This window comes from Kouleothrix sp. (assembly GCF_046328425.1).
Classification (GTDB): Bacteria; Chloroflexota; Chloroflexia; order Chloroflexales; family Roseiflexaceae; genus Kouleothrix.
Map to the genome: position 1 here is coordinate 1 of NZ_JAXLWP010000015.1, position 12,231 is coordinate 12,231.

Genomic DNA, 12,231 nt, shown 5'->3' on the forward strand with positions numbered 1-12,231 from the left:
ATAGTACCGCTCTGACGAAGGCTGATAGCGCCAACTGCGTTTGTCCTACACGTATAGTTCTCAGATTTTGGCGCAAAGCGCCAAAATCTGAGAACCTGTCTGAAAGGTACTGGTATCATGCTCGTGATGCCGCGCCTGCGCCCGAATAGCGGTAGACCAGCGTACGCTCCATTCTACGCAGCGTAGCGATGGGCTCTTGCGCGCGGGAAAGCACCCGCCACCATAGCGGAAACCGCGAAAACCCGACCAGCTCGCTTGGCCTGAATTCCTTGACCAGCTCAAGCCTCGGCTCGATCCGCCCGATGTCCTGCGGATCGTCAAGCCCCCATTTGTAGGTTGCACCCGTGCCGCCAACATTCGCGCCCGCCCGCTTCACGATGAACGAATTGCAGATATCGAAGATCAGCTGGCCGCTGGGGAAGTGAGCGACTATCGCAGTGAGGAGCGCTTTCACTTCTGTTTCGCTCAGGTAGTGCAGCACCCCCTCGGCGAGAAACAGCCCCGGCCGGCCCCGTGGAACCTCGTCCAACCAGCGCAGATCGGCGAGCGGTGCGCCGACCAGGTGATAGGCGCCTCGCTCGGGAAACAGTTGGCGCCGCAGGTCGATCACATCGGGATAATCTACGTCAAACCACTCGACACTGGCAGGCGGATCGACTCGAAACACACGGCTGTCCATTCCGCAGCCCACCTGGACGACGACCGCGTCCGGGTGATCGGCCAGAAAGTGCGCCGTGAGGGCATCAAAGGTCGCAGCGCGCGTGGCAATAATCGCAGGCCCGATGTCTTTCCATATGCTCCATGAGGCCACTCCCGTTAATTGCTTATTCAGGTCATAGTCGATATGCCGCATCGCCTCTTCGGCCCACGGATCGCGCAAGATCGGATGTTCCCACTGGCTTTGGATCGCTCGGCCGCTCAAGGTCATGAGCATGGTTTCTTTTTCTTTGGTAAAGTGGATCTTATCGGTCGCCATGGCTTGCTCCTTGGGAACGAATGTCCCGTGTCTGCCTGAGCTGCTCGATCTGTGCCCGTGCCGACGTGGTAATCTACTGGCTGCTCGCGCCGGTTTGTGCATCTTCCGGCCGCAGCGCCCGATCTACGATAAGGAGGAAATGAGATGGGTCTCAAGCGCATGGACAATGTCGGTATCGTGGTGGAATCCCTCGATACCGCCATCGCTTTTTTCGCCGAGCTTGGCCTCACGCTCGAAGGGCGAGCTACGATCGAAGGAGCGTGGGCCGGGCGCGTCACCGGGCTGGGGCTCCAGCGCGTCGAGATCGCCATGATGGTCACTCCCGATGGCCACAGCCGGATCGAGCTCTCGCAATTTCTCACCCCGCCTGTAGTCGCCGATCACCGCAACACACCGGTGAACGCGCTCGGCTACCTGCGCGTCATGTTCGCCGTGGACGACATCGACGAGACGCTCGCCAGGCTTCGCACGCGCGGCGCGCAGCTCGTCGGCGACGTGGTTCAGTACGAGGACTCGTATCGGCTCTGCTACATCCGCGGCCCCGAAGGGCTGCTCATCGGGCTCGCCGAGGAGCTGTGATAGGATCTGAAGCGGCTTCGCCGCCTGAAATTCGTTTTGGGATGCCCAGCCCGGCTTCGCCGGGCTGGGCATCCCAAAAAAAGAAATTAATCACACAGAGTTGGTATCAGACAAATTCTAAAAGAACCCAAGCTCCTCGCGCGCATCTTCGCTCATCATGCTCGGGTTCCAGAACGGCGTCCACACCAGGTTGACGCTCACGTCCTCGAGCTCCTTGAACACATCCTTCAGCGCGCCAACCTCGCGGCGGGCCTGGTCGATGATCTGCGGCCCGGCCGGGCACGCCGGCGTGGTCAGGGTCATGTCGATCTGCACCTTCTTGCCCTGGTCCTGCACGTCGACGTTGTACACCAGCCCCAGGTTGACGATATCCAGGCCGATCTCGGGGTCGTAGACATTCTTCAGCGCGGTGCGCACCATCTCTTCGGTTACCATAGCGCGTGCTCCTTCTTTCGATAGCAATTGCTTTTTTAATGATACCATTGGTGCTACAGATCGGCAACGTCGCAAGCCTGGCTTGCGGCCATGTACCAAGGAGTACGCCATGCCCCTGATCGGTATCACGACGCACGCGCCCGGCGCCCAGCACCGCGCCGCGCTCGACACCCTGCTGGCCCTGATTGTCGCCGGCGTCGAGCGCGCGGGCGGCATCCCGCTGCTCATCCCGCCCGGACTGGCCGAGCCAACGCTGCGCGCGCTGCACCAGCGCCTCGACGGGCTGCTGCTCTCGGGCGGCGGCGACCTGGCGCCGGGCCTGTACGGCGGCGCGCCATCCGAGCAGATTGGCGGCATCGAGCCCGAGCGCGACACCGCCGAGCTTGCGCTTGTCGGCTGGGCGCTGGCCGAGGCCACGCCGCTGTTCGGCATCTGCCGCGGCGCGCAGATCCTGAACGTCGCGCTTGGCGGCACGCTCTACGCCGACACCGCCGCGCACCCCGGCGCGCTGCGGCACACCTACTTCCCCGAGCACCCCTTCGACATGCGGCCGCACCCGGTGCGCGTGGCCGAAGACTCGCGGCTGGCCACGATCGTCGGCACGCCGCTGCTGAGCGTCAACAGCCTGCACCACCAGGCCTGCCGCGACATCGCCGCGCCGCTGCGCGTGGTCGCCACCGCGCCCGACGGCCTGGTAGAGGCGATCGAGCTGCCGGGCCACCCGTTCGCGCTGGCGGTGCAGTGGCACCCCGAGGCGCTGCCCGAGGTAGCCGAGCAGCGCGCGCTATTCGAGGCGTTTGTCGCCGCGTGCGGCTAGCGAGCGCCGGGGTGTCGCCAGCAGCGCAAAGGGCCGAGCTGCACGCTCGGCCCTTCGGCTTGGTTGTGATCAACAGAAAACAGCGGCTAGCTGGCCGGCGCCGGCGCGGGCTGCGGCGCCTCGGGCGGGCCGAAGCGCACCTCGAGCACACCGCCGCGGAACACCGCGCGCTTGGCCGGCCGCTCGGCCAGCGTCAGCGGCAGGATCATATCGCGCTTGAAGTTGCCGATCGCGATGAACAGCTCGTCGCCGCGCTTGGTCATGCTCACCTTGCCGATCTCGACATGCGGCAGCGGCAGGCGCATTACGTACTCGTCGCCCTCCTTGGCGATCTCCTGCACCGCACCCTTGAAAAACACCCGCGTCGGGTCGTCGCTGCCGAACAGCTCGCGGCCGACCATCGCCAGGTCTTCAACGCCCTTGATGTCGCGCGGGTGGTGCTGGGCCTCCCAGATCGGCAGCGGGGCGAAGATATCGTGCACCTCTTTGCGGTAGCCGGCCTGCAGCTCGGCCAGCTTGCGCATAAACTCGCCCTCGGCCGCGTGCAGCGGCAGCAGCCGGTTCAGCGCCACGCCATCGACGGGGTAGCCGAACAGCGAGAGGTAGGTCGCGGCGCGTTGGGCCTCTTTGATCACCATGCGCTCGGCGTTCACCACCAGCCGGTACGAGCTAACATTCGGGTCGGTGAGCGTCTCGCGCAACGCCTCGACGCCCTTGGTGAGCCGGTTCAGCGTCTCGAAGGCGTTGGTAGCCGGGATGAGCGCGCGCACCAGCGGCTTGGCCACGCTGAGCGTGCCGGGGTCCCAGTCCATCACGCGCGCGGCGTACCACTGGAATGTCTCGGGCATCGTCAGCAGCCGGATCGTCTCGCCGGTGGGCGCGGCGTCGACCACCACCACGTCGAAGTTGCCCTCTTTGGCCTGGCGGCGAATATGCAGCAGGCTCACAACTTCTTCCATGCCGGGAATAATCGCCAGCTCTTCCGAGGCCACGTCGTCGACACCCTTGCGGCGCAGCAGGCCCGCCAGGTAGGTGCGCAGCTCGCCCCAGTGCTGGCGCACCTCGTCGAGCACGTTGATCTCCTGCCCCCACAGCCGGTCGGTCAGCTGCGTCGGCAGCGCGCCCAGCGGGTGGTCGAGCGCGTCGGCCAGGCTATGGGCTACGTCGGTGCTCACCACCAGCGTGCGGTGGCCCAGCTCGGCGGCGCGCGCCGCCGTTGCGGCCGCGGTGGTGGTCTTACCGACACCGCCCTTGCCAAGATAAAGTATCAGTCGCATATTGTCCTCTGTGAACTGCGCGCCAGGTTGCAAGGCTGAAGTGAATACCCATGCACAGTACGCTGGTGGTATTGTAAAGGTTGCGCTTTGCGCCTGTCAAACCCGGCGCCCAGCGCGCCGGGCTCGGGCAACGTCTTTCGACCCTCCGCCTGCTTCTTTCCCTGATTTGGCGTCGTGGTGCGACCGCTTTGTGTCCCTACCACGGCGCAAACAATAATCCCCCCTCTCCCGAGCGCGGAAGAGGGGGGTGAGGGACGGATTCGCACGAGCCATGGCCCAGCGCTACCTCTCGACGTAGAGCACGCGCTCGGGGTCGGGCTCGTCCTGAGCGCCGGCCGTGCGCGCGGTCATGGCCATCAGGAAGCGATACACCGTCAGGAAGAGCACCATGATACCGCTGGCCCAGTAGAGCATAGTAACCCATAGCAGGTGGCTGTCGGAGCCGCTGTACAGGCCATGGCCCAGCGCCAGCGCGAACAGCACGAAGCTCAGGAAGTGGATGGCGCGCCAGAGCTGCTGGCCAATCAGCGGGCGCACATAGAAGCTCAGCGTCACGAGCGCCAGCACGTAGATGCCAACCTGGCCAAGGCCGACCCACAGCGGCTTGTAGCCGGTGCTGCTGAACGGCACCAGGATCTGCCGCAGCCCGTAGTGAATGTAGGCGTCGCCCATGAGGATCAGCGCGTGGAAGACGGCGAACAGCAGGCCCAGCAGGCTGGTGTGCTGGTGCAGCTCGAACGTGCTCGCGCCGCCCGGCCAATTCGCCGACAGCCGGGTGCCCATCATCAGGCCAAACACCATCGACATCCACAGCAGGCCGTAGGCCACCATGGCGCTGGCGCGCGACAGAAACCAGTAGGCTTTCGGGTCGGCGCCGCGCAGCGAGGCGTTCAGGCCCGGCAGGATCGCCGGCATCGCAAGCACCGCGACAACCGCGCCGGCCGCCGCCGCTAGCAGCAGCATCATCAGCGGCAGCAGCGCCTGCGAAGTTAGCTGCTCCTCGAAGCTCTCGGAAGGCGACGCCGTAGCGGGCGAGCGCGGCACGCGCATCTCGGCGGTGGTCTTGGCGGCATTGGCAGCGCGGATGGCCGCCAGGCGCAGGGCTTTCTCATCGGCCATGATCTACCTCCTCGTTGCTTTCATACGTTGTGTAGCAGGGGCGCATACAGCGGCCCGAAGCTGCTGCTGCCACCCGAAGCCGCGACCATGCGCGGTGTCTCGTCGGCCAGTATCCGTCGGGCGGGGCGCTCTGCGCTCAGCCTTGCCACAGCAGGGCGTGCATGCGGCTGCTGATCAGGATCGTGCCGTCGGCAAGGGCCAACAGCCCGGCCATGGTCGGCCGCGCCTCGAGCCACTCGATGCCTTCCTCGCTGCCCAGGATCAGCGCCACCTTCGCGCCAACCTCGGCCTCGACCGCGCTGGGCGCGACGACCGTTGCGTTGACGACGTCGGTGTCGGCCGGCTCGCCGGTGCGCGCGTCGAGAATATGGTGCCGCCAGGTGTCGCCGTGCTGCCAGCGCCGATAGCCGCGCCCGGATGTCGCCACGCCGCCGCGCTTGAGCATCAGCAGCCCGGCCTCGGCGCCCGGCTCGAACGGGTGCTCGATCGCAATCGCCCAGGGCGATCCGTCGGCGCGTGGCCCGCTCAGCGCAATGTCGCCGCCGGCGTCCATCAGCGCAGGCGCGGCTCTCCCGAGCTGGCGAGCCGCGCGGTCGGCGGCCCAGCCCTTGGCAATCCCGCCAAAGTCGAGCCGTATGCCCGCCGGTCGCGACACGGTGCGGGCGCGCGGGTCGAACTTGATCGCGCGCCAGCTGCCGTACGTGTCGGCGGCGATATGCCCGGCGCCGACCGCCCGCTGCGCGCAGGCTGCCTCACGCTCAATCAGCTCGAACGAGCGATCGTAGCCGGCGGCCACGAGCTGATCGTGCAGAGTTGGGGTGACCAGCCCGCCGCTGGCTTGGGCGGCCCACAGCGCGGCCTGCAGCACTTCCATGAATGGCTTGCTCACCGCAATCGTATCGTCGTAGGCCTGGTTGAAGCGCGAAAGCTCGCTCTGCTGATCGAAGCGGCTGAGCTGCCGCTCCCAATCCTGGAACCACCCGGGTACTGCCGCAAGCTCGGCTCTCGCCTGGGCTGAGTCAGCGTCGATAATGGCATGCATGGTGCAGCCCATCGCGCAAAAGGCTTGCTCTTGCATTATGTTCACCTACTTCTTCGACGGTTTGGTCGTCGCGGTCGGCTTCGGAGTTGCGGTGGGCGCCGACTGCGTCGCGGTCGGCTTCGGAGTTGCGGTGGGCGCCGACTGCGTCGCGGTTGGTGCCGCGTGGGTTGCGGTGGGCGCCAGCCGGGTCGCGGTCGGCGCCAGCTGGGTCGCGGTCGGCACCACCGGCGTACCGTCGGGCGGTGCCACCGTGGCAGTGGGCGGTGCCACCGTAGCAGTAGGCGGAACCGTCGTATCGGTTGGCACTGCCGCCGTGGCAGTAGGCTGCACCGGCGTATCGGTTGGCGGCAGCGGCGTATCGGTCGGCGCCAGCTGGGTCGCGGTCGGCTGCGGTGCCTTCGAGGGCTCTGGCTCATCGTGCTGCGAAGGCTTGGTCGTCGCGGTCGGCTGCGGCCGCTGCGGCGCGGCATCGGTTGGCGGCGGCGGCTCGGCCGGTGGCGCGGCGGTTGGCGGTGGCGCCTCGGCCGGCGCTGCGGCCGGCGCCCCAGCGGCCGGCGCTGCTGGCGCTGCTGGCGCTGCATCGGGCGCCGCTGGTGGCGGCGCGGCCGCGGCGGGCAGCGCCGGGGCGGCAATATTAGGCACTGCCTTCAGGCGCACCAGCGGCGCGATCGTCGGCAGCGGCACGAATGTCGGCGACGGAACCTGTGGCGTCGCGCTGGGCACGAGCGTCGCAACGGCCCGCGCGATCTGGTCGGTCGGCGCGCTCTGCGGCTTGGCCTGCGTCAGGCCGCGCGAGAGCGTGGCCCAGCCGCCCAGCGTAGCCGCCAGCGAGGCGGCGGTAAGCAGGGTTTTCACTCCCTGCGCGCCAGGGCGCGATGGCTTATTGGCACGTGATTTCGTCATGGTATGGCGTCCTTTCGTCGTAGTAGTCGGTTGCAGAGCCGGCAAGGCGGTTCGGAATGCCCCGATATGCGCGCGTGGCGTACGCCACTGCCGCAAGGCAGCGCGCTACGGCTGGGCTGCCGTACACTGAGCCTGCGCCAGCTCCTGCTGCTTCGCGTACGCGCGCTTCAGCTGGTCGAGCAGCGACTGCTGCTGGCGATTGGCCACTCTGATGCGATCGTTCGCCACCTTGAGGCGCGCATTGGCCTCTTCGATCAGCTTGCGGTACTCGAGCTCGCGCTCTTTCAGCAACGCGATGCTCGCGTCTTCGACCGGGGCTGGCGCGGCAATTGGCGCCACGGTCGCCTCGGCCGGCGCCGTCGCCGGCGGCATGGTCGGCACGTCGGTCGCGCTGATCACGGCGGCGCTGGCAGCGGCGCTCGCCTGCGATTGGCCGGTCTGCGCCATCACGCTGCCGATCAGCACAAGGGCGAATGTGACCAGTACGGCGGCAAGCGCAAGCGTGGTTCGGTAGCTCATGGTGCGGGCTCCTTTCTGAGTTGTGTGCGCTGATAGGAACTGAGCCGTGTCCTATTAACTATTTTTTAACCCGCGTTTAACGCTACCACGCGCGCAAACAGGCGTCTACGCGCCAATACTCAGCATATGCTCACCCTTCAACCCGGCGAAGTGATACGGCATGTATACCGGCTATTAGCGCACTGCAGTGCAGAATACTGCCACAGGCACACGACGCCCGCGCCGAATCGCGGCGTGCCAGTGTTGTTGCCGTATATGTCAGCACGCGTGACAAACACGCTCTATGGCGTTGTCTGAAAAGGGTAGTTCGGAGGAACTTCGTCCCTCCAAACGTCACTCTTTCTAGCAGGTAGCGAGCACATTCGTCGCCGCCGCCCGCCGGCAAAGAGTGCGCGAGAGGCATAGCCCTCGCGCACTCCTCTTCAAACAGCTTCTAAACGAAAAGCAAGATGGTAGTACAATAGAGTGGCGGGCCTGTAGGCCGCAGCGCTTTGTAACGAACGCCGGCTGTGTCGCACAGGCGCAGCCGCGATACCCTCAGCGTGCAACCTTTGGCTGGCCCGGCCGTAGATCATCACGAGAAAACCGCGCGCCCCGCCGTGTGTGGGGCAGGAGGCAGCATGAGCCCGACGCTCTTGGAATTCGTCGTGGCGATCGTTCTGGTCGTTGTGCTCTGGCAGATCGGCGTCATGATCGCCCCTGGCATTCTGCGCTGGCTTGGCCGGCTCGGCAGCGACATCGACGCTGCGGCCGACCAGGCGCTCGGTTCCGAGCCCGATACACAGACAAACCAATCGCAACACAACACAAAGGAGCCTACCAATGGCACGCACCGCTAGTCCGAACCCCGCCCGTGCGGCCGCCCGCCTTGGCACATTGGTAATCATCGCGCTGGTGGCGCTTGGCGGCCTGGGGTTGCTGTTCACCACCTGGCGCACGATCGACCCGGGCTACGTCGGCATTGTGTTCGACAAGGCCAGCCACAAGGTCACTAACACGCTCGATCCGGGCTGGGTGTTCATCAACCCGCTCACCGAAAGCATTACGCGCTACCCGGTGGGCGTGCAGACGCTGGTGATGGTGCAGCAAAATACCGAGGGCAAAGTCAGCGGCGACGACAGCGTGAAGGTCGGCACGCGCGAGGGCCAGACGATGTTCGCCGACGTGAGCGTGCAGTACTCGGTCGATCGCAACAATGCCGCCCAGCTGTACCAGACGTGGGCCGGCGCGCCGATCGAGACGATCGAGGATAACCTGGTGCGCCAGGTGACGCGCTCGGTGCTGAACGACGTGGCCTCGCAGTATGGCTGGGAAGAGATCTTTGGCGAGAAGCGCGTCGAGTACACCGGCCGCATCGCCGACGAGCTGGGCAAGCGCTTCGCCGCCAAGTACGTCAAGTTCGAGTCGCTGAACCTGCGCGGCTGGCACCTGCCCGACAACTTGCAGAAGGCGCTCGACGCCAAGATCACCGCGCAGCAGGCCGCCGAGCAGCAGCAGTACTCGCTCAATCAGGCCAAGATCAAAGCCGAGCAGGACAAGGTGCAGGCCGAGGGCGAGGCGAATGCGCTGCGCGCCCAGGCGCAAGGCGAGGCCGACGCCACTAAGATCCGCGCCCAGGCGCAGGCCGAGGCCAACAAGCTGCTGGCGCAGAGCATTACGCCCGAGCTGATCCGCTACCAGCAGCTGCAGAAATGGGATGGCAAGCTGCCGGTGTTCAACGGCAGTGGCGCCACCCCGCTGATCGACGCTACCAGTATTATCAGCGGCACCAGCGGCCGCTAGCCTGGCACAAGCAGGGTGCGGCCGCGCTGGGCCGCACCCACCTTCGTCGAGCGAGCTATGAGCGATCGATCACGCTATCGGCTGCGGCCAGCGGCCGGCACAGCCAGCCTCCTGAGCCGCTGGAGCCGCTGGTGCCTTCTCAGTCTCTGTAGCATCTTCTCGATCCTGAGCATCGGCAGTGCTGGCTCGATCCTGAGCATCGGCAGCGCCGGCTCGATCTTGAGCATCGGCAGCGCCGGCTCGATCTTGAGCATCGGCAGCGCCGGCTCGATCCTGAGCATCGGCAGCACCGGCTCGATCTTGAGCATTGGCAAAGCCGGCGGCCTGCTCGGTATCGGCAAGCGGCGCAGCGCCTAGAGCTTCGGCAGAGCAATCGCGAACAGCGCGTGGTGCCGCCTGTGAAGCTGGCGGGCCTCTCACGCGTTCGCGGCATCGCTCGGCGCGGCATGGCCGCGCACATCCGCAAGCAGCTGGCGCAGCCGCGCGGCGATCACCTGCTCCTCGCCGGGCTGAAGCAAGTCGGGCGTCAGGTAGATGCCGCAGCCGGCGGTGCGCGCTGCCGCGATCGGCGGGTCGCCTTCCCACAGCAGGCTGGCAAGCTCGCCGCCCGTCAGCCCGCACTGGGCCGGATCGAGCTCGACGCGCAGGCGCGGGATGGGCTGACCGGCCTCGTTGGGGAAGTCGCGCGTGGCGCGCACGCCCTCGCAGCCGGCCAGCGCGTCGATCCACAGCTGGACGGTGGCCTCAAAGCGCGCGGCCCATGCCTGGTGATCCTGGGCCAGGTACCACTCCACCGCCGCCACCAGGCCGGCGATCTCCTCTTTTCCCACCTTCATTGGGCGCCCCAGGCGCTGGTGCGGCGCGCCATGGGCCGCGCAGGCCGCGATATACTCGGCCCGGCCGACGATCAGGCCGCTGGCCTGCGGCCCGCACAGCGCTTTGCCGCCGCTGAAGATCGCCATGTCGGCGCCAGCATCGCGAGTGAAGCGCCACAGATTCTCGGGCGGCGGCAGCTGCGCGGCGGCATCCACAATCACCGGCACGCCGCGCGCATGCGCCAGCGCCACCGTCTCGTCCAGCGGCAGCGCGCCGCGCCGCAGGTGCTCGCCGGCAATGTACAGCACCGCCGCAGTATGCTCGCTGATCGCGTCGGCAAGCTCGCCGGGCGATGTGTGGCCCGCGCCGCCGATCTGCACAAACCGCGCCCCGGCCAGCAGCGCGGCCTGGTCGTATGGGATGCGGTGGGCCTCGTGAATGATCAGCTCGCACCTGTGCGCCGCCACGCGCGGCAGCTGGCTGGCGGCCACAAGGTCGTCGCCGACCATGCAGGCCAGCGTGGCGAGGAAAATGCCGCTGGCGGCGCCCGTGCAGACATACGCCGCCTGGTTGTGCGTCAGCTCGGCCAGGCGCCGCCCGGCATGGCGCTGCAGCTCGAAAATATCGACGTAGCTGGCGGCGGCCTCGCGCATGGCCTCAAGCACCGGCGCGGGCATCAGCGAGCCGCCAAGGCGCGTCAGGCGCGCGTCGGCGTTGATGATCCGGCGAACGCCCAGGTTTTCGTACAGGCCCACACTCGCCTCCTGTGCTGCAATAGACCTTATCGGAAATAGGGGAGCCGGAAGGGCAAAGCCCCTCTTCAAGCCGAAACCTCAGGCGAAAACAGCGCGTCGATCAGGCCTAGCGCCGCGTCGTCGCAGGCCAGCTCGCCGGTTGCGCGCAGGTCGGCGGCGGAGCGATAGCCCAGGCACAGCTGCGCCAGCGCCGGCAGCGCCACCTGGCGCAGCCGCACGTCGGCCGGGCGCGTGCCGTCGAATACGGTCGCCCGGCCATGCTCAAACGCCAGCGTCACGCGCTCGGCCTCAAGCTCGATCCGCAGGCTGCCGCCCCACCCGCTGTAGCGCGAAGCCGCGAGGCGCCGCTCGAGCTCGGGCGCGAGCGCGGCCAGCAGCCCCGGCAGATCGACCACGCCGGCCAGCGCGGCGGGCGCCGTGCTGTAGGCGCGCTGGCTCGCGGTGCCGCCAAGCTGAAGCGCGGCCTGAGCCAGCGGGTGCGCCGGCGGCAGCAGCAGGCGCAATGGCGCGCCGGCCACGGCCAGCAGCCCGCGCAGCAGCAGCCGCGCGGCGCCGGCGTCGGCGGCGGCGGCCTCGGCGATGCTCGGCGCGCTAACGGCGGGCGCCGCGTAGGCCACCACCCGGCCGCGGCCATCTTCCAGCACCAGCGCCGTGTGATCTGCGAGCCATGCGCGCCAGTCGGGAGCGGCGCGCGCCTCGTGCAGCGCAACGCCGGCGTAGCTCGCGTCGTACAGCGCCGCAAGGTCGTCCACGTCGGCAGCGCTTGCCGGGCGCAGGGCCGGGCGCGGCCCCGGCAGATCGGGCAGATCAACCCACGACTCCAGGCGAAACAGCGCGCAGCCAAACGGCGCGAGCGCGGCTGCGTCGCCCTCCAGCAGCACCAGCGGCAGCCCCTCGTCCACCAGCACGCCCAGGCAGTCGCCAAGCTGCGCCGCCAGCGCCTCGGCGCCGCCGGGCGGCGGCAGCCACACAAGCGCGCCGGCGTCGAGCGAGGCGGCGCCCAGCTGCAGCCGGCGGTGGGATAGCAGCGCCGCGCCCACCAGTGCGCCGGCGCGCTCGGCCAGGCGGGTGAGCCCAGGGCGGTAGCGCGGCGCGCGCAGGTGCCGATCGAGCGCGGGCTGCATGCCGAGCGCGCCGGCCAGCGCGCGCAGCCGCTGGGCATCGCCGGGCATGGCCGCCGAGCGAAACATAAGCTCAGGCATTGTCGTCAC

14 protein-coding genes are annotated in these 12,231 nt (G+C 67.6%); 5 read left to right on the top strand and 9 right to left on the bottom strand.

Features of this window, described 5'->3' with window-relative positions; translation table 11 throughout:
- Positions 1-115 precede the first annotated feature (115 nt).
- Positions 116-976: a class I SAM-dependent methyltransferase gene (locus tag U0177_RS14865; protein ID WP_409571430.1), complete on the bottom strand. Its 861-nt coding sequence runs from the start codon at positions 974-976 to the stop codon at positions 116-118.
- Between the two features lie 144 nt (positions 977-1,120).
- Between U0177_RS14865 and U0177_RS14870 the strand changes: the two genes are divergently transcribed.
- Positions 1,121-1,555 (top strand): VOC family protein, encoded by a 435-nt coding sequence (locus tag U0177_RS14870; RefSeq protein ID WP_409571431.1) that lies wholly within the window; start codon positions 1,121-1,123, stop codon positions 1,553-1,555.
- 117 nt (positions 1,556-1,672) lie between these two features.
- On the opposite strand, the gene U0177_RS14875 is transcribed toward U0177_RS14870, so the two are convergent.
- The gene (locus U0177_RS14875; protein ID WP_409571432.1) at positions 1,673-1,990 is read right to left on the bottom strand and encodes a metal-sulfur cluster assembly factor; all 318 of its coding nucleotides are present in this window, start codon (positions 1,988-1,990) and stop codon (positions 1,673-1,675) included.
- Positions 1,991-2,099: 109 nt separating this feature from the next.
- On the opposite strand from U0177_RS14875, the gene U0177_RS14880 reads away from it, so the two are divergent.
- Positions 2,100-2,807: a gamma-glutamyl-gamma-aminobutyrate hydrolase family protein gene (locus U0177_RS14880; RefSeq protein WP_409571433.1), complete on the top strand. Its 708-nt coding sequence runs from the start codon at positions 2,100-2,102 to the stop codon at positions 2,805-2,807.
- An 86-nt stretch (positions 2,808-2,893) separates the two neighbouring features.
- Here the strand turns inward: U0177_RS14880 and U0177_RS14885 are convergent, their stop codons facing one another.
- The 5 genes from U0177_RS14885 to U0177_RS14905 all read right to left on the bottom strand — a co-directional run bounded on the left by U0177_RS14885 (position 2,894) and on the right by U0177_RS14905 (position 7,667).
- Positions 2,894-4,084: an ArsA family ATPase gene (locus tag U0177_RS14885; RefSeq protein WP_409571434.1), complete on the bottom strand. Its 1,191-nt coding sequence runs from the start codon at positions 4,082-4,084 to the stop codon at positions 2,894-2,896.
- Between the two features lie 282 nt (positions 4,085-4,366).
- Positions 4,367-5,203 carry a hypothetical protein gene (locus U0177_RS14890; protein ID WP_409571435.1) on the bottom strand — a complete coding sequence of 279 codons (837 nt, stop codon included), beginning with the start codon at positions 5,201-5,203 and terminating at the stop codon, positions 4,367-4,369.
- A gap of 136 nt (positions 5,204-5,339) precedes the next feature.
- Positions 5,340-6,281 (bottom strand): FAD:protein FMN transferase, encoded by a 942-nt coding sequence (locus U0177_RS14895; RefSeq protein ID WP_409571436.1) that lies wholly within the window; start codon positions 6,279-6,281, stop codon positions 5,340-5,342.
- A gap of 9 nt (positions 6,282-6,290) precedes the next feature.
- Positions 6,291-7,148 carry a hypothetical protein gene (locus tag U0177_RS14900; RefSeq protein ID WP_409571437.1) on the bottom strand — a complete coding sequence of 286 codons (858 nt, stop codon included), beginning with the start codon at positions 7,146-7,148 and terminating at the stop codon, positions 6,291-6,293.
- A gap of 105 nt (positions 7,149-7,253) precedes the next feature.
- Positions 7,254-7,667: a hypothetical protein gene (locus U0177_RS14905; protein ID WP_409571438.1), complete on the bottom strand. Its 414-nt coding sequence runs from the start codon at positions 7,665-7,667 to the stop codon at positions 7,254-7,256.
- A 620-nt stretch (positions 7,668-8,287) separates the two neighbouring features.
- Between U0177_RS14905 and U0177_RS14910 the strand changes: the two genes are divergently transcribed.
- Genes U0177_RS14910 through U0177_RS14920 form a run of 3 tightly spaced genes read left to right on the top strand, consistent with a single transcriptional unit; the run spans position 8,288 to position 9,806 of the window.
- A complete protein-coding gene (locus U0177_RS14910) occupies positions 8,288-8,506 on the top strand; it encodes a hypothetical protein (protein WP_409571439.1) in 219 nt (72 codons plus the stop codon).
- Positions 8,490-9,449 (top strand): prohibitin family protein, encoded by a 960-nt coding sequence (locus U0177_RS14915; RefSeq protein WP_409571440.1) that lies wholly within the window; start codon positions 8,490-8,492, stop codon positions 9,447-9,449. Before U0177_RS14910 ends, U0177_RS14915 begins: the two co-directional genes overlap by 17 nt.
- A gap of 57 nt (positions 9,450-9,506) precedes the next feature.
- Positions 9,507-9,806, top strand: coding sequence for a hypothetical protein (locus U0177_RS14920; RefSeq protein WP_409571441.1), 300 nt, complete (start codon positions 9,507-9,509; stop codon positions 9,804-9,806).
- 59 nt (positions 9,807-9,865) lie between these two features.
- Here U0177_RS14920 and U0177_RS14925 read toward each other — a convergent pair whose 3' ends face one another.
- Entirely contained in the window at positions 9,866-11,020 is a 1,155-nt protein-coding gene (locus U0177_RS14925) for an aminotransferase class V-fold PLP-dependent enzyme (RefSeq protein WP_409571442.1), read from the bottom strand.
- A 65-nt stretch (positions 11,021-11,085) separates the two neighbouring features.
- The gene (locus U0177_RS14930) at positions 11,086-12,222 is read right to left on the bottom strand and encodes a sterol carrier protein domain-containing protein (RefSeq protein ID WP_409571443.1); all 1,137 of its coding nucleotides are present in this window, start codon (positions 12,220-12,222) and stop codon (positions 11,086-11,088) included.
- Between the last annotated feature and the right edge of the window lie 9 nt (positions 12,223-12,231).

Excerpts from the sequence above, each read along its gene's own strand:
- U0177_RS14865 (WP_409571430.1), bottom strand. The coding sequence starts at position 976 with ATGGCGACCGATAAGATCCACTTTACCAAAGAAAAAGAAACCATGCTC.
- U0177_RS14870 (WP_409571431.1), top strand. The coding sequence starts at position 1,121 with ATGGGTCTCAAGCGCATGGACAATGTCGGTATCGTGGTGGAATCCCTC.
- U0177_RS14875 (WP_409571432.1), bottom strand. The coding sequence starts at position 1,990 with ATGGTAACCGAAGAGATGGTGCGCACCGCGCTGAAGAATGTCTACGAC.
- U0177_RS14880 (WP_409571433.1), top strand. The coding sequence starts at position 2,100 with ATGCCCCTGATCGGTATCACGACGCACGCGCCCGGCGCCCAGCACCGC.
- U0177_RS14885 (WP_409571434.1), bottom strand. The coding sequence starts at position 4,084 with ATGCGACTGATACTTTATCTTGGCAAGGGCGGTGTCGGTAAGACCACC.
- U0177_RS14890 (WP_409571435.1), bottom strand. The coding sequence starts at position 5,203 with ATGGCCGATGAGAAAGCCCTGCGCCTGGCGGCCATCCGCGCTGCCAAT.
- U0177_RS14895 (WP_409571436.1), bottom strand. The coding sequence starts at position 6,281 with ATGCAAGAGCAAGCCTTTTGCGCGATGGGCTGCACCATGCATGCCATT.
- U0177_RS14900 (WP_409571437.1), bottom strand. The coding sequence starts at position 7,148 with ATGACGAAATCACGTGCCAATAAGCCATCGCGCCCTGGCGCGCAGGGA.
- U0177_RS14905 (WP_409571438.1), bottom strand. The coding sequence starts at position 7,667 with ATGAGCTACCGAACCACGCTTGCGCTTGCCGCCGTACTGGTCACATTC.
- U0177_RS14910 (WP_409571439.1), top strand. The coding sequence starts at position 8,288 with ATGAGCCCGACGCTCTTGGAATTCGTCGTGGCGATCGTTCTGGTCGTT.
- U0177_RS14915 (WP_409571440.1), top strand. The coding sequence starts at position 8,490 with ATGGCACGCACCGCTAGTCCGAACCCCGCCCGTGCGGCCGCCCGCCTT.
- U0177_RS14920 (WP_409571441.1), top strand. The coding sequence starts at position 9,507 with ATGAGCGATCGATCACGCTATCGGCTGCGGCCAGCGGCCGGCACAGCC.
- U0177_RS14930 (WP_409571443.1), bottom strand. The coding sequence starts at position 12,222 with ATGCCTGAGCTTATGTTTCGCTCGGCGGCCATGCCCGGCGATGCCCAG.